This window comes from Bradyrhizobium sp. USDA 3240, from assembly GCF_054063295.1.
Genome location: NZ_JBSSGD010000002.1, coordinates 3,433,742 through 3,452,086 on the forward strand (window position 1 = coordinate 3,433,742; position 18,345 = coordinate 3,452,086).

The 18,345-nt window shown below is 63.5% G+C and carries 15 protein-coding genes, 3 tRNA genes and 2 pseudogenes; 6 read left to right on the plus strand and 14 right to left on the minus strand.

The features are described from left to right. The first annotated feature begins 254 nt into the window (after positions 1–254). The 3 genes from ACVIGA_RS16955 to ACVIGA_RS16965 are packed head-to-tail and all read left to right on the plus strand — an operon-like array spanning position 255 to position 4,923. Positions 255–1,898 carry a hypothetical protein gene (locus ACVIGA_RS16955; protein WP_456667256.1) on the plus strand — a complete coding sequence of 548 codons (1,644 nt, stop codon included), beginning with the start codon at positions 255–257 and terminating at the stop codon, positions 1,896–1,898. 39 nt (positions 1,899–1,937) lie between these two features. Beyond that, positions 1,938–4,139 carry an AAA family ATPase gene (locus ACVIGA_RS16960; protein ID WP_456667257.1) on the plus strand — a complete coding sequence of 734 codons (2,202 nt, stop codon included), beginning with the start codon at positions 1,938–1,940 and terminating at the stop codon, positions 4,137–4,139. Beyond that, positions 4,120–4,923, plus strand: coding sequence for a hypothetical protein (locus ACVIGA_RS16965; RefSeq protein ID WP_456667258.1), 804 nt, complete (start codon positions 4,120–4,122; stop codon positions 4,921–4,923). The genes ACVIGA_RS16960 and ACVIGA_RS16965 overlap by 20 nt, the downstream gene beginning before the upstream one ends. Positions 4,924–4,976: 53 nt before the next feature. Here the strand turns inward: ACVIGA_RS16965 and ACVIGA_RS16970 are convergent. From ACVIGA_RS16970 to ACVIGA_RS17030, 13 genes and pseudogenes are all read right to left on the minus strand, one after another. Continuing rightward, positions 4,977–5,052, minus strand: a tRNA-Phe gene (locus ACVIGA_RS16970). A 140-nt stretch (positions 5,053–5,192) separates the two neighbouring features. Beyond that, on the minus strand, positions 5,193–5,375 hold the full coding sequence (gene yacG / locus ACVIGA_RS16975) for a DNA gyrase inhibitor YacG (RefSeq protein WP_456667259.1): 183 nt from the start codon (positions 5,373–5,375) through the stop codon (positions 5,193–5,195). 241 nt (positions 5,376–5,616) lie between these two features. Then, positions 5,617–6,246, minus strand: coding sequence for a Maf-like protein (locus tag ACVIGA_RS16980; RefSeq protein WP_092123132.1), 630 nt, complete (start codon positions 6,244–6,246; stop codon positions 5,617–5,619). Positions 6,247–6,440: 194 nt separating this feature from the next. Then, positions 6,441–6,905, minus strand: coding sequence for an arsenate-mycothiol transferase ArsC (locus ACVIGA_RS16985; protein WP_212317204.1), 465 nt, complete (start codon positions 6,903–6,905; stop codon positions 6,441–6,443). Between the two features lie 126 nt (positions 6,906–7,031). After that, a pseudogene (locus ACVIGA_RS16990) lies at positions 7,032–7,539 on the minus strand (UPF0262 family protein). Further along, positions 7,536–8,831 carry a histidinol dehydrogenase gene (gene hisD, locus ACVIGA_RS16995; RefSeq protein ID WP_456667260.1) on the minus strand — a complete coding sequence of 432 codons (1,296 nt, stop codon included), beginning with the start codon at positions 8,829–8,831 and terminating at the stop codon, positions 7,536–7,538. Before hisD ends, ACVIGA_RS16990 begins: the two are co-directional and overlap by 4 nt. Before the next feature lie 164 nt (positions 8,832–8,995). Further along, complete coding sequence (locus ACVIGA_RS17000; RefSeq protein WP_375781000.1) at positions 8,996–9,424, minus strand: DUF2948 family protein; 429 nt, start codon at positions 9,422–9,424, stop codon at positions 8,996–8,998. Positions 9,425–9,509: 85 nt separating this feature from the next. Beyond that, a pseudogene (locus ACVIGA_RS17005) lies at positions 9,510–10,168 on the minus strand (epimerase). 51 nt (positions 10,169–10,219) lie between these two features. After that, positions 10,220–11,044, minus strand: a complete 825-nt coding sequence (locus ACVIGA_RS17010; RefSeq protein WP_223974369.1) for an alpha/beta fold hydrolase — start codon at positions 11,042–11,044, stop codon at positions 10,220–10,222. A 140-nt stretch (positions 11,045–11,184) separates the two neighbouring features. Beyond that, positions 11,185–11,685 carry a hypothetical protein gene (locus ACVIGA_RS17015; protein ID WP_456667261.1) on the minus strand — a complete coding sequence of 167 codons (501 nt, stop codon included), beginning with the start codon at positions 11,683–11,685 and terminating at the stop codon, positions 11,185–11,187. 171 nt (positions 11,686–11,856) lie between these two features. Continuing rightward, positions 11,857–12,165 carry a UBP-type zinc finger domain-containing protein gene (locus ACVIGA_RS17020; RefSeq protein ID WP_456667262.1) on the minus strand — a complete coding sequence of 103 codons (309 nt, stop codon included), beginning with the start codon at positions 12,163–12,165 and terminating at the stop codon, positions 11,857–11,859. 223 nt (positions 12,166–12,388) lie between these two features. Beyond that, positions 12,389–14,086 carry an FAD-dependent oxidoreductase gene (locus ACVIGA_RS17025; protein WP_456667263.1) on the minus strand — a complete coding sequence of 566 codons (1,698 nt, stop codon included), beginning with the start codon at positions 14,084–14,086 and terminating at the stop codon, positions 12,389–12,391. A gap of 34 nt (positions 14,087–14,120) precedes the next feature. After that, entirely contained in the window at positions 14,121–14,363 is a 243-nt protein-coding gene (locus ACVIGA_RS17030) for a hypothetical protein (protein WP_456667264.1), read from the minus strand. A 274-nt stretch (positions 14,364–14,637) separates the two neighbouring features. On the opposite strand from ACVIGA_RS17030, the gene ACVIGA_RS17035 reads away from it, so the two are divergent. The 3 genes from ACVIGA_RS17035 (at position 14,638) to ACVIGA_RS17045 (ending at position 16,891) form a co-directional block, all read left to right on the plus strand. Next, positions 14,638–14,712: transfer RNA gene (locus ACVIGA_RS17035), tRNA-Thr, on the plus strand. Between the two features lie 298 nt (positions 14,713–15,010). Continuing rightward, on the plus strand, positions 15,011–16,678 hold the full coding sequence (locus ACVIGA_RS17040) for a P-loop ATPase, Sll1717 family (RefSeq protein WP_456667265.1): 1,668 nt from the start codon (positions 15,011–15,013) through the stop codon (positions 16,676–16,678). A gap of 123 nt (positions 16,679–16,801) precedes the next feature. Beyond that, a tRNA-Ser gene (locus ACVIGA_RS17045) sits at positions 16,802–16,891 on the plus strand. 650 nt (positions 16,892–17,541) lie between these two features. Here ACVIGA_RS17045 and ACVIGA_RS17050 read toward each other — a convergent pair. Beyond that, positions 17,542–18,345: a hypothetical protein gene (locus ACVIGA_RS17050; RefSeq protein WP_456667266.1), complete on the minus strand. Its 804-nt coding sequence runs from the start codon at positions 18,343–18,345 to the stop codon at positions 17,542–17,544.

Genomic DNA, 18,345 nt, shown 5'->3' on the forward strand with positions numbered 1-18,345 from the left:
AAAACAATGAGCTTCCTTCCGGGCTGAAACTTACAGCAAGCGCAGAACGATGCGTAAAGAATGTCACGATTTCATTTGGTTGACGGTCCAAATTGAGCCTCCCTATGGTTGTGCGGCCAAGGAGTCGCATCTAGCGTCGGCGCCAGCCGGATTTTGATGCAAAGCCCCCTAAGGACGATTTCTCGCGACGCGGCCTGACGGCTGCGCCGCCCATGCGGCTCCTTTCGGAGTCGCCAGACCTGGAGACGACTGCAATGTCTACCTCTGCATCCCCGAAACTCGCAGAATCGACCGCCGTCAACGAAGCCATCAAGGCGCGGATGGCGCCGAAGCAGGCGACGCAGGCCGCGCCGGTCGACATCACCGCCAATCCGGTGGCCAAGATCGTCTTCAATCCCGAAGCCGCGCCGGAAGAGCGCAGCCGCCAGATCGGCACCCTGCTCTCGCCGGACCTTGCCGAGGAGTGCAAGGCGTCGATCAAGCAGCTTGAAGCCTACAAGGAATATCTGGCGCAGCAGCGCACGCTGATGCAGCGCAAGCTGATCGAGCTGTCATCGACGACCGTGTTTGCCAAGATGAAGCAGACCTTTGCGGACATGAACAAGGGCGTTCTCGACTTCCGCGAGATGATACATCCGCTGGTCGACAATCTCGATGCGCTCTACACGCTGCGCACCGCCGGCGACAATGTCGTGCTGGATACCTTCGCGGAGATCGAGGACGATCGCAAGCGCGAGGCCGATTGGGACCGCCGCACGTCGGGCGTCGAATCCGAAGCGCGGCAGATCACCTCCGACAAGGAGATGCTTGAGCGCGACATCGCCAAGCTGAAGACGCAGACCGGCCTGTTCGGCGGCATCAAGAAATCCGCCCAGGCCGAAATCGCCGCCAAGGAGCTCCTGATCGCCAAACGGATCGATGACCTCAAGGCCTGCCGCGACAAGGCGCAGGCGATCATCGTGGAGAAGGCCGAGCGCGACGCCAAGCAGGGCAAGTTCAAGGCCGAGAAGGACCAGGTCCGCAAGATGCTCGACATTTCGGGTCCCGAGCACGTCAAGCGCGTCGAGGGCATCATCAAGGCGGCGCTCGATTACATCGACAAGTCGCAGGTCACGGTCTCGGAGCTGCGCGACGAACTCGGAGGGATCGAGGGGCAAGCCGACAAGCTGGTCAAGATCAACTCGCAGATGATCACGGTGGTCGCGATTCTCGACAAGGGCATCGACCTCGCCTCCGCGGCGAACAAGGACAAGGTGCAGGCGCTGTCGACCGCAAAAGAGGGCGAGGACACGCTTGCCCGTCTCGAGCGCGAGCGCAAGAAGAACGATTTCGAGCGCCACGTCACCGCTCTGCTCGACAGCGGGCGCGGCACCAAGAAGACCGTGGCCGATCTCGAGAAGGATGCGGTCGACGCCAACACCTTCCACGACGCCCTCGGCAAGCAGAACGTCAATCTGCGCGAACTGTCCAGCGACGGCATCGCGAGTGTCGCCACCAGCCTGAACACTACCATTCAGGCACTCAACAACTCGGCGCTCAACGAGGCCTCGGAGAGCGTGCGCGATTCGATGCGGGCGATGAATGCGGTGACCGACGACGTCGCCAACAAGGAGGTGATCCGCCAGGCGCTGCAGGTCGACGAGCAATCCAAGCGGATCATGGAGAAGGTCGAGTCGATGTCGAACATCGCCGAATCGCTGCAGGCCGCCAACAAGCTGCGCGAAGACGGCCTCTCCAACATCCAGAGCCGGCTCGGCGAGCTCAACGATGTCACCGCCACCGTCCGTGCGCGGCTGCAGGAGAGCATCGGCATGGACGCCAAGGATCCCGGCGCGTCGGCCGCTGCCGCGGCGCCGAAGCCGGTCGACGACAAGGAAATCACGTTCGGGCAGATCTGAGCTTGTTTCCCGCGTGCAGCCTGACCGATGGACATCCCCATGGCCGACAATTTTCTGATCACCGGCAGCGACAAGCTCGCCAGCCGGAAGAACTTCAAGCTGGTTGGCCGCGCGGAGAAGTTCGAGGAGCTGTGCACCATCCTGACGCGGATGGAAGCCAACAGCGTGATCGTCTCCGGTCCGAGCGGCGTCGGCATCACCACGCTGGCGCTGGCGCTGCAGGCGCGCAAGGCCGATCCCGACGCGCCATTCGACATCGTCAACAAGCGGCTGTTCTGGCTCGACACCGACGGCCTGTTCGGGCTCGGCGACAACGACGCGATCGTCAAGCAGTTCAAGGCGATATTTGCCATCCTGAACCGCACCCCCGATAGCGTTCTGATCGTCGAGGACACGCTCGATCTGATCGATGCGCTGCGCAATAGCGGGCTGATGCACATCGTCAACGCGCTGACGGCGATGGTGAAGGCGAAGAAGACCCAGGTCTTCCTCGAGGTGCGCGAGGCCGACCTGACGCAGGTCCTCAAGTGCCATTCCGACTTCCGCGATCACTTCACGCTGATGGATCTGACCGAGCCGGTCGGCGCCGAGCTCGAGGAGATCGCGCTGCATGGCGCGAGGGATCTCGAGGAGAACTACGAGGTCCGGATCGATCCGGCGGCGGTCAAGGCCGCGATCGACATGTCGAGCAAGTATCGTTCGCTCGACACCGGCCTGACGGCGGCGCAGCCTGCGCGGACCCGGACCCTGCTCGATCGCGGCATGGCGCGCTATTTGTTGCGGGCGCACTCGACCCCGCCGCTGCTCGCGGAGCTTGAGGCGGAGCTCGCGCGTCTTGTGGCCGGCGGGCCAACTTCCGGAAACGAGGAAAAAGCTGCTGCCGTGCGCGCCGCGATCGCGCGCCACAAGGCCGAGTTCGCCGAATACCAGGCCAGGATCAAGGGCTACTACGCGGCGCAACGCGAGGGCGAGAAGTCGATCGCGCACATGGAGGCCCAGCTGCGCACCCTCGAGGAAGAAGAAAAGAAGCGGCACCTCGACGAGCCCGCCGGCAAGGCCACGGCGAGCGATGCCGACTTCGATCTGATCGCCAGGGCGTCCGGCTATGCGACGCCCGAGATTCTCCAGCTGCGCGGCGACATCGCGCGGACCCAGGCGGCCGTCGACGAAAATCGGGTGAAATACAAGGCCGTCACCAGGGAGATCAACGATCGGCTGCTGTTCACCGCGGCGATGGTGATCGATGAATTCTCGCTGATCTCCGGCATCGACGCCTCCAAGCTCAAGCAGAACGACGCCGTCAAGCTGCTCAACCTCCACGGCGCGCTGAAGCGGCGCGTGTTCGGTCAGGACGCGGTGCTCGATCACGTCGATCGTGCCGTCAAGGTCTGGCGGCGGGGACGGCGCACCGACAGGCCGCTGCCGTTCCTGTTCTGCGGCGCCAGCGGCGTCGGCAAGACCGAGGTCGCCAAGGGGTTGGCGGAGGCGTTGTTCGACACCGACAAGGCGTTGAACCGCTACGACATGGGCGAGTTCATGGAGAAGAACGACGTCACCAAGCTGATCGGCGCGCCTCCGGGCTATGACGGCTTCGCTGCCGGCGGCGAGATGACCAATTCGGTGCGGGCCAATCCGTATCAGGTCATGCTGTGGGACGAGATCGAGAAGGCTCATCCCGACATCTTCAACATCTGCCTCAACATCCTCGACGACGGGCGCTGCCGCGACAATCTGGGCCGCAAGGTCGAGTTCGGCGACGTGGTGATGCCGATGACCACCAACATCGGCGCGGACCATGCGCTGCGGGTCGGCACCGGTCCCGGCGACCTGACCCAGGAAGAGGCCTACGAACTCACCATCCGCGACCTGAAGAAGGCGTTCCGGACGGAATTCCTGAACCGCTTCGAGGGACGCGAGAACATCATCCTGTTCCACAAGCTCAACATGGACACGATCGAGAAGATCGTGTTCCGCGAAATCTCACGCATCAACGCATTCTACGCGGCGCAAACGATCGAGGTGCGCTTCCCCGAGGCGCAACTGCGGGAGTTCTGCGACAAGACCTATTCGCCCGAGATCGGCGCGCGCGGCCTGCCGGGCCGCATCAAGCGCATCGAGGCCATGATCGTCGAGAAGACGATGGCGGACGGCGCCTTCGGCGGCACGCTCGACATCGGCTTCGATGCCACGAGCCGTAACTTCACGTCGAGCTGGATCCCCCATGACAGAAAAGCCGCATAACGACGCCGACGCGTTGCTGGACGGCATCGACAAGACGCTGTCCGACTTCAAGACCAAGGCATACGAGGCCAAGAAGTCCTATGACCAGTCGGATATCGGACGCGCCCACCGGGAGCTGAGCATGCTCGGCCGGTTCTGGTCGCAATTCGTGCGTTCGTGCGGGTGGATCTACCTGACATTGATCGCGCCGGTCACCTGGCGGCTCTACCGCTTCGTGCGATGGGCGTTCGCCCGCTACCGCGCGCTTTGGGCGCGCTGCGTCTACACCAAGGACGCCTATGGCGATCCACAGTTCAGCAAGGCCCGCGGCGGAATCATGATCCTCGCGACGATCGTCGCCTGCTACCTCGTCTATGGCGCAGCAACGGTCGCGGCGACCTTGCCCTGGTACCTTGCCACCGTGCGACACGACGAGCAGCTGTACCTCTCCAACTCGCAGAACCTCTCAAGCTCGCAAACCGACGGCCTGGAGACCCACGAGGTCTACGGCTGCGAGACGCTGCCCTGCACCGATCAGAACACGGTGACGTTCCGGGTACGCTCGACCTGGTTCAACGAGATCTGGAGCGTGCTCCATCATGGTGCGCTGTTCTATCCCGGCTATGTCGCCGCCGCGGTCAGCCCGGTGCTGAACCGCTGCATCATCACCTCCTACGGCATCCGCAGGAAATTCCTGGTGCGGACCTGGGAACTCTATCCCGACCTCGTGCAGGTCGAATGCATGCCGACCGACGCCGGTGGAGGCAAGGACGGCAAGGTGATCGACAACAAGGACTATCGGTAGATCGCTTCACGCTGATCCATGCGACGCCCCGGTCAAGCTTGCCATGAGGGGGATGGTGCCCAGGGGCGGGATCGAACCACCGACACTGCGATTTTCAGTCGCATGCTCTACCAACTGAGCTACCTGGGCATACCCGCGGGGCCGAAAAGGCCGAAGCGAGCGGGCGGTTTATAGAGAGGTCGGGGCGCTGTGTCCACCCGGCTTCGCGAAACGCTTCGCCGGGCGCCGCCCGCCCGGCGTTGTTTCCCCAACTTGTTGGGAAATCTCGGCTATTCCGGGTCTTCTGCGTCGTCCTCGCGACCGGGAACGACATAGCGGCCGCTGAGCCAGCGGTTGAGGTCGACGTCGCGGCAGCGCGACGAGCAGAACGGGAGAAAGGCCTGCTGGGCGGGCTTGCTGCAGATCGGGCAGGCGCGTGGGGTGGCCGGGGGTGTTCGGGCTTGGTCGGTCATGGCTGGGATGGAGTTTATACCAGTTGGCGATTGAGGAGGCGGCCGCATGTTCCACGTTCACCGTCGGCTTCCCTTCTCCCCTTGTGGGAGAAGGTGGCGCGCGCCAGCGCGACGGATGAGGGTCTCTGTCCGCGGAGACAGACCCCTCACCCGGAATTCAAGCTTTGCTTGAATTCCGACCTCTCCCACAGGGGGAGAGGTGCAGTGCCGATGCGGCGCAGGAAGAGGGTCTCTTCAGACCTCACACCGCGACGGCGTTGAGCCAGCCGTGGCGGATCGGAAAGCCCTCGCCGCCGAGCAGGGTCACGGTCTCGTAAAGCGGCAGGCCGACCACGTTGGTGTAGGAGCCGACCATCTTGACCACGAAGGATCCGGCGATGCCCTGCACCGCATAGCCGCCGGCTTTGCCGCGCCATTCGCCGGAGCCGATATAGGCCTGGATGTCGTCGTCGCTGAGTCGCTTGAAGCGCACGCGCGTCTCGACCAGGCGCTGGCGGAACGCCTCGCGGGGCGTCACCACGCAGATCGCGGTATAGACGCGGTGGTTGCGGCCCGACAGCAGCCGCAGACACTGCGCGGCCTCGTCGACCAGATTGGCCTTCGGCAGGATGCGGCGGCCGACCGCGACCACGGTGTCGGCGGAAATGATGAAGGAGCCGCGCAGATCGTCGTCGAGCTGCACCGACTTCAGCGCGGCGTCCGCTTTCGCACGCGCCAGGCGGTTGGCGCAGGCGCGCGGCAACTCGCCCCGCCGCGGGGTCTCGTCGACATCGGCCGGACGCAGCGCGTCGGGCTCGATGCCGGCCTGGTTGAGCAGGGCCAGCCGCCGCGGCGAACCGGAAGCAAGAACGAATTTGGGACGGCCTAGCATGCGGGCTTTTGGGCTGAATCGGGGGGACGGACGCGGGCGGAACCTATCGGATGGGGCATGGATGCACAACCTTGGAACCGGCCGCGAATCGCGCTTCCCCGTGGGCGACAAGGCCCATAAGCACAGCTGTTTGTCAGTCTGGCGACAAGGGGCGGACGATGCTGATCGGAACACGTGGGTCCCGGCGCTGAGCCCTACAGGTTCGCCACGCCGGCCTTGGTGAAGCGGCGGCGGATGCGCATCAACAGGCCGTCGCAAACCTCGCGATAGGCGGCGAGCTTCTGCTCGCGATTGCCGCTGGTGCCGGTCGGATCAGGGGTCGGCCAGTATTCGACAGCGGCGGCGAGCGTCCGGGTCAGATCCAACGCCTTGTGGTGCGCCTCGGGCGACAGCGTGATGATGAGGTCGAAGTTCAGCCCCTCCCAGTCCTCGAGCTCCTCGAAGGTCTGTGGCTTGTGGCCGGAGATGTCCTGGCCGAACTCGGCCATCACGGCGACCGCGAACGGATCGAGCTCGCCCTTCTTCACGCCGGCGGAGCGGACATAGACGCCTTGCGGAAACATCTGCTGCAGCAGGCTTTCGGCCATCGGCGAGCGCACGGCGTTGTGCCCGCATGCGAACAGCACGGCCTGCGGGGAGCGCGCGCGTGGCGCTTCCATGCGATCAGGCTTTTTTCGACCGGGGTACGCCCCCGTCGTCTGGCGAAGTGGCGATCATCTTCGGGATCATGCGCCTCTCTTCTTGGCGCATGATCCGATCCGAAAACCGGTACCCACTTTTCGGGATCATGCGCCTTCACCCTTCCAGTGCAGCACAGTGATCAGCGTGAACAGCCGCCGCGCGGTCTCGAAATCGACGCGCACCTTGCCCTTGAGCCGCTCCTGCAGCGTGCGCGAGCCCTCGTCATGGATGCCGCGGCGGCCCATGTCGATGGCCTCGATCTTGTCCGGTGTCGCGGTACGGATCGCCTGATAGTAGCTGTCGCAGATCATGAAGTAGTCCTTCACGACGCGGCGGGAACGGCGTCAGCGACAGCAGATGCGCCACCACGGGCGCGCCGTCCTCTTTTCTGATATCGAACATCAGCCGGTTGCCGGTGATCGCGATATGCAGGGTGTAAGGTCCCGGCCCGGCCGCGCCTTCGGGCGCGAACAGGTTCTGCTCGACCAGGTCGTAGATGGCGATCGCCCGCTCATGCTCGATGTCGGGGCCGGAACGGCCGATCGATTCCTCGTCGAGCGTCACCGCGACGATGCGATTGTTGGAATCCTCGTCGTCTGGTGGCTTGTTCATGAGAGGTTGAGGCGCAATCCGACGGAACGTGAATGGGCATCGAGACCTTCGGCCTGGCCGAGCGTCATCGCGGCGGGCCCAAGCGCACGAAGCTGATCCGGCCCGCACCGCAGGATCGAGGTTCGCTTCATGAAGTCAAGCACCCCGAGGCCCGAAGAGAACCGCGCCGAGCGCGCGGTCGGCAGCACGTGGTTGGAGCCGCCGACATAGTCGCCGATCGCCTCCGGCGTATGGGGCCCGAGGAAGATCGCGCCGGCGTTTCGGACCTTCTTCGACAGGCCCTCGGCGTCCGCGGTCATGATCTCCAGATGCTCGGCCGCGATCGCGTTGGCGAGATCGACCGCATCGTCGAGTTTTGCGACCATGATGATCGCGCCGAAGTCGTCCCACGAGGCGCGCGCAATCGCCGCACGCGGCAGCGTCGCAAGCTGGGCCTCGACCGCACGCTCGACGTCGGCGGCGAGCCGTGGGCTGTCGGTAATCAGGATCGACTGCGCGCTGACGTCATGCTCGGCCTGCGCCAGCAGATCGGCCGCGATCCAGTCGGCATTGCCGGTGTCGTCGGCAATGACCAGCACCTCGGAGGGGCCGGCGATCATGTCGATGCCGACCTTGCCGAACACCAGCCGCTTCGCCGCGGCGACATAGGCGTTGCCGGGGCCGACGATCTTGGCGACCGGTGCGATCATCGCGGTGCCATAGGCCAGCGCCGCCACCGCCTGGGCGCCGCCGACCCGGTAGATTTCCGAGACGCCGCCGAGACCTGCTGCCGCGAGCACCAGCGGGTTGAGCTTGCCGTCCGGCGCCGGCACCACCATCACCACCCGCGGCACCCCGGCGACCCGGGCCGGCACGGCATTCATCAGCACCGACGACGGATAGGCCGCCGTGCCGCCGGGCACGTAGAGCCCGACCGCATCGACCGCGCTCCAGCGCCAGCCGAGCTCGACACCGGCCACGTCAGTGAAGCGCTCGTCCTTGGGCAGCTGGCGGCGGTGAAAGGTCTCGATCCGGTCGCGCGCGAATGTCAGCGCCTCGATGGTCTTGGCGTCGCAGGCCGCAACCGCGGCGTCGATCTCGGCAGCGGTGATGCGCAGGCCGGCGGCGTCGATGTCGAGCCGATCGAACTTCTTGGTCGCCTCGAGCAGCGCCGCATCGCCGCGGGCCGCCACGTCATCGACAATGGCGCGGGTGGCGCGCTCGACGTCGGCCGACACCTCGCGCTTGGCCGCCAGGAATTCGCGGAAACGCTGGTCGAAATCGGCGCTCTGTCGGTCCAGGCGAACGGGCATGGCGGCTTTCTGAAGAGGATTTTCGGTCCCTGCTCAATGGCGCGGCGGATAATGGCCGTCAACCCTTGGGGCTGCGTCATTCCGGGGCGATGCGAAAGCATCGAACCCGGAATCTCGAGATTCCGGGTTCGGTCCTGCGGACCGCCCCGGAATGACGAGCTCAATTACCCCGCCCCCACCCCGAGGTCGTCTTCCCCGAGATCGGTCAATTCGCACTCCAGGCACTCCACATCGAGCCGCAGCGCTCCGCCCTGGCCGAACATCAGGAGTGCGCTACCGCCCGGCGGGTCGGAAGCATGGAATTCGATCCCGAGCAGTTCCAGGCTTGCCTCCGGGGCCTCCAAATCGATATTGCGCGACTTGCATGCCAGCACCCGGTCGAACCTGAGCGCGGCGATCAGCCGGCGCGAGCAGGTGCCACCGGCCAGGGTCTGCTCCCAGTCCAGCCTGTTCAGGCCGACCACGAGGCGTTTCTCGTCCTGGCGCCAGACGATGTCGGCGGGCTGGACGCGGGCGTCCTGGACATGGGCGGAGATGACCGCGAGGTCATCGGCATCGAGGGCGATCAGTTTCAGCGGTGCGGGTGGAGACATGACGGTGGTTATAACGCCTTCGGCCGCCGGAGGTACCGCCTCGCCGAAGGAAATCCGGCGCAAGGGAACCTGTCCTGCCGCCCGGTCAGAGGCTGTTGATGTCTTCGCTCTCCAGCCCCGCTTCGGGTAGCCGTCGCGGGCGACTTTCAGCATGGCGCAGCCGAGCTGTTCCGAAGTCGTCATGTAGCTCGGGGCCACCCGCACCAGGAACGAGAGCAGCGGCGAGGTCGCGACATAGATCGCCTGCACCCAGCCGGTCTTCGAGCGGACCCCGTGCAGCGGCTGGATACCGGCGGGCCGGAACATGTAGGCGGCCTTGAACGGCAGCTTGAGCAGGTCGTTCTCGGTCTTGCCCTTCACCCGCGCCCACATCACCGCGCCCTGCTCGGTGGAATCGGTGCCGCGCCCGGTGACATAGGTGAACACCATGCCGGGATTGAGCCGCGCCAGCGTTGTCGCCGCCGCCAGGGTGATGTCGTAGGTCAGATGGCGGTAGCGCGCCTCGTCCATGCCGATCGAGGAGACGCCGAGGCAGAAGAAGCACGCGTCATAACCCGTGAGCTGCGGCTCGATCGCGCTGTAGTCTGTGAAATTGTCGCAGGTCAACTCGACGAGCTTGGCATCGCGCTGCCCGGTCGGGCTGCGCCCCACCGCGAGCACGCGCTCGACGCTGGGATCGAGCAGGCACTCGCGCAGCACCCCCTGCCCGACCATGCCGGTCGCGCCGAACAGGATGACCTTCATGTTGCGTCCTCTTCCCCGGCCTTACCGGATGCGCTCACGCGCAGCCGCCCGTCAGCCCTTGATGAACGCCAGCAGATCCTTGTTGATCGTCTCGGCTTCGGTGGTCGGCATGCCGTGCGGAAAACCCTTGTAGGTCTTCAGCGTGCCGTTCTTCAAAAGCTTGGCCGAGAGCGGACCGGAATCGGCGTAAGGCACGATCTGGTCGTCGTCACCATGCATCACCAGCACCGGCACGTTGATCTTCTTCAGATCCTCGGTGAAGTCGGTCTGCGAGAATGCGACGATGCCGTCGTAATGCGCCTTGGCGCCGCCCATCATGCCCTGCCGCCACCAGTTCTGGATCACGGCTTCCGACGGTTTTGCGCCGGGCCGGTTGTAGCCATAGAACGGCCCGGCCGGAATATCGCGATAGAACTGCGAGCGGTTGGCCGCGAGCTGGGCCTGCAGGTCGTCGAACACCGACTTCGGCAGCCCGCCGGGATTGGCCGCGGTCTGCACCATCAAGGGCGGCACCGCGCTCAGGATCGCGGCCTTCGCCACCCGGCTCTCGCCGTGGCGGGCGATGTAATGCACCACCTCGCCGCCACCGGTGGAATGGCCGACATGGACGGCATTCTTCAGGTCGAGATGCGCGGTGACGGCCGCGAGGTCGTCGGCATAGTGGTCCATGTCATGGCCGTCGGCGACCTGGGCGGAACGGCCGTGGCCGCGGCGGTCGTGGGCGACCACGCGAAAGCCGTGCCCCACGAAGAACAGCATCTGCGCGTCCCAATCGTCCGACGACAGCGGCCAGCCGTGGCTGAACACGATCGGCTGACCCGAACCCCAATCCTTGTAGAAGATGTCGACGCCGTCTTTGGTGGTGATGGTGGGCATCTGATTGCTCCTCTTGTTGCGTTACGTCATTCCGGGGCGACGCGCAGCGTCGAACCCGGAACCTCGATCGATTGACTCTGGATTCTGGGTTCACGCTAGCGCGTGCCCCGGAATGACGTGGCATGAACAGATGTGTCGGATCAGGCGAACGTGACCGGCCTGAACCGGCGCCAGGCGCCGATGATCACCACAGCAAAGAACACCAGCACGATGCCCTGCACCACCGCGAACACCGGACCGGACGGCGGGTTCGGCGGCACCGCCGGCGCCAGCGCCTGTAGCGCGGGCACCTTGAGGAAGCTCTGGATCACGAGCACGAAGACATTGAGATAGAGCGAGATCATCGCGGTCACGATATAGATCGGGCGCCAGGCGCCCTTGAGCTGCATCGCATACAGCGCGATGCAGGCGATCGCGAGCAGCACCAGCGAGAGGCCGCCGATGATGTGCGAGGGCAGCAGCTTGTCGGTCACCAGAGGCGGGATCACGAAGCCGGTGGCGTTGGTCAGAATCGTGAGGATGAGGAAGATCGCGGTCAGCCCGGGCATCGCCCGCGAGCCGAGCAGGCCGAACATCACGATCACACCGGCGACGATGGCGATCAAACTGATAATGACGTGCACAAGCACTAACGTCGTCATGTGGCGCACTCCCCGCTGAGACCCGCGCACGAGGTTACGATGCGTGCCGGAAAATTGCTACATGGTTCGATAGCAGGACGGCTGACATCTCATGAAAATTCGTCGGCGCCGACACTTGCCGAAAATTGTCGCACGCGTGTCGTACGCACGTGCGCCTCGTGAGACATTGAATCAATAATAGCGCGGGATCGGCCCGTTATGCGGCGTCTTGCGCTTCGACAGGTCGAACAGCACCTCGTCGACATAGCACCAGCCCCAGCCTTCCGGCGGATCGTAGCCCTCGATCACGGGATGCCCGGTGGCGTGGAAATGCGCCGTCGCATGCCGGTTCGGCGAGTCGTCGCAGCAACCGACATGGCCGCAGCTCCGGCAGATCCGCAAATGCAGCCAGCGGCTGCCGCTCTTCAGGCATTCCTCACAGCCGAGCGCGCTCGGCGTGACGTCCTGGATGCCGGCGATATGGGTGCAGCCTTTTGTCATTCTTGGTCCCTCATGCGGAAGCAATTGCTTCGAGTTCAGCTCAGCGAATTCGCTGGCCTAACCCGTCATCCCCGCGCAAAGGCTTCGCCTTTGTCGCTGGAGGAGCGCGTCTCGAAGGATCGACGGCCACCAGCGGGGCCGATTCATCCTTCGAGGCTCGCTCCGCTCGCACCTCAGGATGACGGGGATAGTTCGTGCTCGCCGCATCGATCGCCCATTATCGCTACAACGTCGGGCTCCCGTCATCGGCGAGATAGCCATGCAGCGCGGCAACGACCTGCGCGCCCTCGCCGATCGCGCCGCCGACGCGCTTGACCGATCCGGAGCGGACGTCGCCGACCGCGAACACACCGGGCACCGAGGTCTCGAGCAGCGGCACCGCGGGCGCGCCCTCGCCGTTCTGCACGCCGGTCATCACGAAGCCGCCGCGATCGACCTGCACGCCGCAGCCCTCGAGCCAGCCGGTCGCCGGATCGGCGCCGACGAACAGGAAGAGATTGCGGATTTCCATGGTGAACTCGTCGGGCGCGAGCCGGCTCCGCCAGCGGACGCGCTCCAGCGTCTCCGCGCCTTCGAGCCCGGTCACCTCGGTGTTGAACATCAACTCGATGTTCGGCGTCGCCTCGATGCGCTCGATCAGATAGCGCGACATGCTGGCCCCGAGCCCGCCGCCGCGGATCATCATGTTGACCCGGCGCGCATGCGCCGACAGGTACACCGCGGCCTGGCCTGCGGAGTTGCCGCCGCCGACCAGCACGACATCCTGGTTGGCGCAGAGCCGCGCCTCGATCGGCGAGGCCCAGTACCAGACGCCACGGCCTTCATAATTCTCGAGATTGTCGATCGTAGGCCTCCGATAGCGCGCGCCGCTCGCGACCACCACCGACTTGGCGCGCAGCGTGTGCCCGCATCCGGTGGCGAGCGCGAACGCGCCCGACGCTTTCGAGCAGTCTAGCGATTTGATCGAGACCGGGATCAGCATCTCGGCGCCGAACTTCTGCGCCTGGTTGAAGGCGCGCCCGGCCAGCGCCTGGCCGGTGATGCCGGTCGGGAAGCCCAGATAGTTCTCGATCCGCATGCTGGCGCCGGCCTGGCCGCCGAAGGCGCGGGAATCGAACACCGCGACCGACAGGCCCTCGGAGGCCGCGTAGACCGCGGTGGAGAGCCCGGCCGGGCCGCTGCCGACCACCGCGACGTCATAGATCTTGTCCTGCGCACTGTTGCCGATCATGCCGAGCGCCATCGCAAGCGCGGTCTCGGACGGATTACGCAGCACGGTGCCGTTGGGACAAACCACCAGCGGCAGTTCGGCGCGCGTCGGCGAATAGCGCGCGACGAGGTCGGCGGCATCCTTGTCGGTCTCGGGATCGAGCACGTGATGCGGCTGGCCATTGCGCGCCAGGAAATTCTGCAGCGGCGCCATGTTGCCGACCGACGCCGAGCCGATCAGCACCGGCCCGCCGGCGCCGCCCTGGATCAGGCTGACGCGGCGCAGGATCAGCGCGCGCATGATGCGCTCGCCGAGATCGGCCTCGGCGACCAGCAGCGCGCGCAGCCGCTCGGGCGGCAGCAGCAGCGTCTCGACGGGACCCTCGGCATGGCCGTCGACCAGTGCGGCGCGTCCGGAGAGCTGGCCGATCTCGGCAAGGAATTGCCCCGGCCCCTGGTCGATGATCGGCGTAACACGGCCGAGGCCATCGCGCTGAGAGATCGACACGCAGCCCGACAGCACCACGAACATGCCGGGCCCCGGCTTGCCGGTCTCGAACAGCGCCTCGCCATCCCCATACGACCGCGGCTCGCCGAAGCGGCGCATCCGCTCGATCTCGTGCCCAGTCAGGGTCGGAAAGGTCTGCTCGTGGCGCGGAAAGGCGGTGGCGCGCGCGTTGAGGGGAGTGATCATCGTGTCGTCTACAGCCATCGACCTGCTTCCTCGCAGCCAAGTTGCGAACCGGCTAACGCTCCGGTCCGTTTTCGTCCGCGTCATCTAGGTGAGTGGCGGGCAATTCGGAAGACGCGGCCTCGTCGCGACCGCGCGCCTGCGATTTCCGCCGCTTCAGGTTTTCGCGCAGCGCCAGCTTGAGACGATCCTGTCGTGAATCCTTCACGCGGGCTCCGGCCTGCCCGCCGCCCTTGCCTTGATCGCCTGTCATTCCCGAAACTCTCAAACCGCCGACGTCCTGCGCGAGGCCGACCATAGCCAATGGCCGCCGCCCGCGCACCCTGCCCGGTCGGCCAGTTGCGCCAGGCGGCATGATTCGGCGGCCGGGCGGATCAGGAGCTTTCCGACTGGAACGGAACCCGATCGGACCGAAATCGGCCGGATTGGACGGAATCGCTAGCGAGGAACGCCGATTTCTGCCGATTTCGCCGCCAACAGGGACGCTGTTTCGCTTGCGCCAACGGGAGGCCTGTGGCAAGAACCGCCCGCTTGGACGGGCCCATGGGGCCGATTCAATTTTTCCCGGGCACGCTGCCGTAGCTCAGTGGTAGAGCACTCCATTGGTAATGGAGAGGTCGACAGTTCAATCCTGTCTGGCAGCACCAGGACCTTCAATAAAACAATGGCTTATCGACACCGCAATAAGGCGGAGGCTTTCGCATGCCCTTGGGGGAGCGAGCGGGGGAGCAGGAACCTTGGGACAAAGTGCGGCGGTCACGACCTGCCCGATGGGCGCCCCAGCTAACGCGACGAGGGCTCACAACCTCGGCAAGAAGCGGGGAAGATCACATCCATTCAGGATAGGCTTTATGTGGACCGCGTGGTGATTCGGCGCGGCTATCTCATAAGACTGAGAATTGGTTTCGTCGGGCCGAGCGTTTCGGCTCATTTTAGGAGTTCGTTGTGTCGAAAGCCCCCCTTCCACCTATTCGGCTATCGCAGCTGCGGTTTGGCCACATCGACGCTCGGAACGAGGTCACCACACGAGACTCAGCTGCAATGGAGCATTTTCGGCAGTCCTTCTTGGAGCCGAGCGGAATCAGGATCGACGACTTCAAAAGTGGCGTTCGATACTTCGTGTACGGGATGAAGGGTTCAGGCAAGACAGCGTTCTTGCGTTACTTGAGCATGACCCTCGAAGAACAGCATTGCATAACGAGATTCATCTCGTTTGCCACGCAGATTTCGGATCAGCAGCGAGCCAGGTTGTTCCAAGATGCTGGGATCACAGCGTACGAGCAAAGCACCGAAGACGACGAGGATGTCGGTCTCAGCGTTGTGAACGTTTGGCTTCTCTTCATCTTCAAGCAAATCGCAAACGTTATTGAGGCAAACCAAACGGCATTCACTCGCAACAAGGAAATCAGCACCTTCTGCGACTTGGTACGACGGTTTCACGAGGGTGAGACAAAGGGCCTGTTCAAGTGGCTATCAAACATGGCCAAGCGAGGACGCTACAGCTTCAAGTCGCGCCACTTCGATGCCAAACTTCAAGGCAAAACGGCGGACGCGGACAAGGATTTTACCATCGATCAAATTGTCGAGCAGTGTTTCAACTTGCTCTCGAAGCTCTTTTACGAAGGCACTCACGGAGCGTACATCTTCTTTGATGAGCTGAACCTGTCGTTCGGATCGCGCAACCAACACCGCCGTGACGCGACGTTGATACGCGATCTCATCATCGCGATAGATCAAGTGAACGCGTTCTTTACGGAACAAAAAATCAACATCTTCATTCTAGCCGCAGCCCGATCGGAAGTGCTGCACGCGCTCAACGTACCTACCCTAGAAATAAATAAAGTACTCTCAGACAAGGGCGCAGAATTGCGCTGGTATGGTCAGACCGCAAGTGAGACATGGCCCATAACTCGACTGATCGAGCGAAAGATTCAGGCATCCGAGAGACTTCTCAAAAGAGAACCGTCACCCGACGTGTTCGACCAGTACTTTCAACGCGGGATTTTCAATATGGAGCCGCAGGTCCTGATGGTTGAACTCACATGGTGCAATCCGCGCGATTTAGTTCTCCTACTCGGTAAGGCGGCGGAGGCTTCTGAAGGTGAACTCCGATTTGGTGAAGCCGTCATAAACCGCGTGCTGGAGAGGTTCAGCGAAGACGCCTGGAATGAGCGTGTGGAAGAACTCAACGTCAAATATTCGAAAGTCGAAATCGATTCAGTGAAGCGGATTTTGCTGAGCTTTCAGCCTTGGTTCAAGGCAACCGATTTTTCCGTACAAGCGAAAACCAAAGAGTCAGACCCGAATATCAAGACGCTGATGAAGAAAAAGACTGCCGAAAGAATTTTGGAGGATCTCTATCGAATAGGCGTGATTGGTCAGTCGAGCCGAGAACCTGACTTATCAAGTGGCGGGCTTCGGCAACTGCGTGAACACTGGGCTTACAGGGGCGACCTCAACTTCGACCCGACGGCCTGGATGATAATTCATCGCGGGCTTTGGCCGCAGTTGCGTCTGGGGCGCATTCAACCAAATCCCGCAACGCTCAAGCCGATGGAGCCGAGACGGCCTAGTCGAAGCCCGGCGCGGCACCCTAATCGAACGAGACGATAACGTCGGCCAATTGCTGCGGTCGCGCCCTCACCCCTACGTAGATACCTACATCATCCACTGCCCGCAGGATTATACGGTTGTGGTTTATGGACTCTACCCGAATCGGAACTTACATTGGCGTCCGACGCGATGCCGGAACGGTTAACGGGTCGGCTTTGAAAACCGTAGCAGGCTGTGGTGGCCTAGTGGGTTCGACTCCCACTCGCGTCTCCAGTTTCGACTGGCGAGAGGAAGAATATCGGGGCGAGCACCACACTCGCCCCACCCTCCCTTTGTTCCTGCCGATAGGCAAATTTTCCGCGAATCCAGGCAGCCGTTTACCCCTTGTTTGGGCGATTCGGGCCTTATATGGTCAAGTCTCGTAGCGACAACACCACCGGGCTCGCCCGTGTTGCTACGAAACGTTGAGAGGAGACTCTCGACTGGAGACGCGAGTGTAAAAACACAAGGCCTCACCGCAAGGTGGGGCCTTGTTGTCTTCTACCACGGGCAATAGTTGCGCGCCTCGCGATCCTTGCAGGACTGACAAACGCGGTTGTGACGGCCCTCTGAGGGGAAGACCTTGTTGCAACACATGCAGGAACGAGGCGTCTTGTTGGCCCATCGCTGCTCATGCTGTTCAGTCGCCAGCTGCTTTCGGCGCTCGCGCGTGTATGTCGAGGGAACAGCGCTTCGGTAAGCCCTGGTCACCTCTCCAGGTGAGAGCAGCGGCTGGAACGACAGGGTTCTTTGATAGAGCCTATGGTTGATGGCCTTCCCCGTGATGCCCAGGGCGAACAGCTCGCCCAATGACATGCCAACGGCGACCTTGGTCCATTGACCACGGACCGGTTTGAAATCCATGCGAGATAGGCGAGTGTCGATCATTTGCCGGCCAGCGCACGCACCTTCTTCGCGGCAACTGCACGCGGAGACTCAGGTCGGTTGATGATGTCGCTGTATCGGGCGGAAAGCCGATTGCCCGCCTGCATCACGCGACTAATCGCCTGAGAGGTCGCATCGTACTGCGCTGAATCAACCGGCGCGAATTGTGCCGCTGCCCTCTTCCGCAGAGCGTCCTGCGCGGCCGGGCTGAGCCCAGAGAGGAAGGGCTGGGCGTGCAGGATCGCGGCAACCGTCGCTTTGTCGCCTGCATCCACGGCGCTCATGCAGAAAGTGAGCCGATCACCATCGCTCATACTCTTGACATGCGCGCGCACCTCGGCAGCAAGAGCGAGCCCTTCGCTGGTCTTCCGACTGGGATTGTCGATCGCTGCGGCAACACGGCTTTCAAGCGTCTGATGGAGGCCCTTCAGTTCCTTCATCCGGCGATCGATTGACGGGCCGATCCTTGCCCATGCCTGCTGAGCGGCTTCGACCAACTCATCGGTGGCGACGACGAGCGTAGGAACGCCGTTCACCATCCGGACGTCTTGTCCCGATCTCAGGGCTTCCTTCCGCTGCGCGGCGCTCAGTGGCCGTGACTCACCGGTTGCCTTCTCGGCATCGTTCAACAAACCGAAGCTGTCATGGCAAATCTTCAGTGCTTCGCGCGCCGCAGAGTATGCATGCACGCCAATTGTGTCAGGTTGATTCAAAACCTTGCCGACGCCAGAGAGTGTGTCGGGGTGCATGCTGATCGGAACATCGGTCCGGATGGGTGTGTGCTGTTCGAGCTGGTCGGTCAT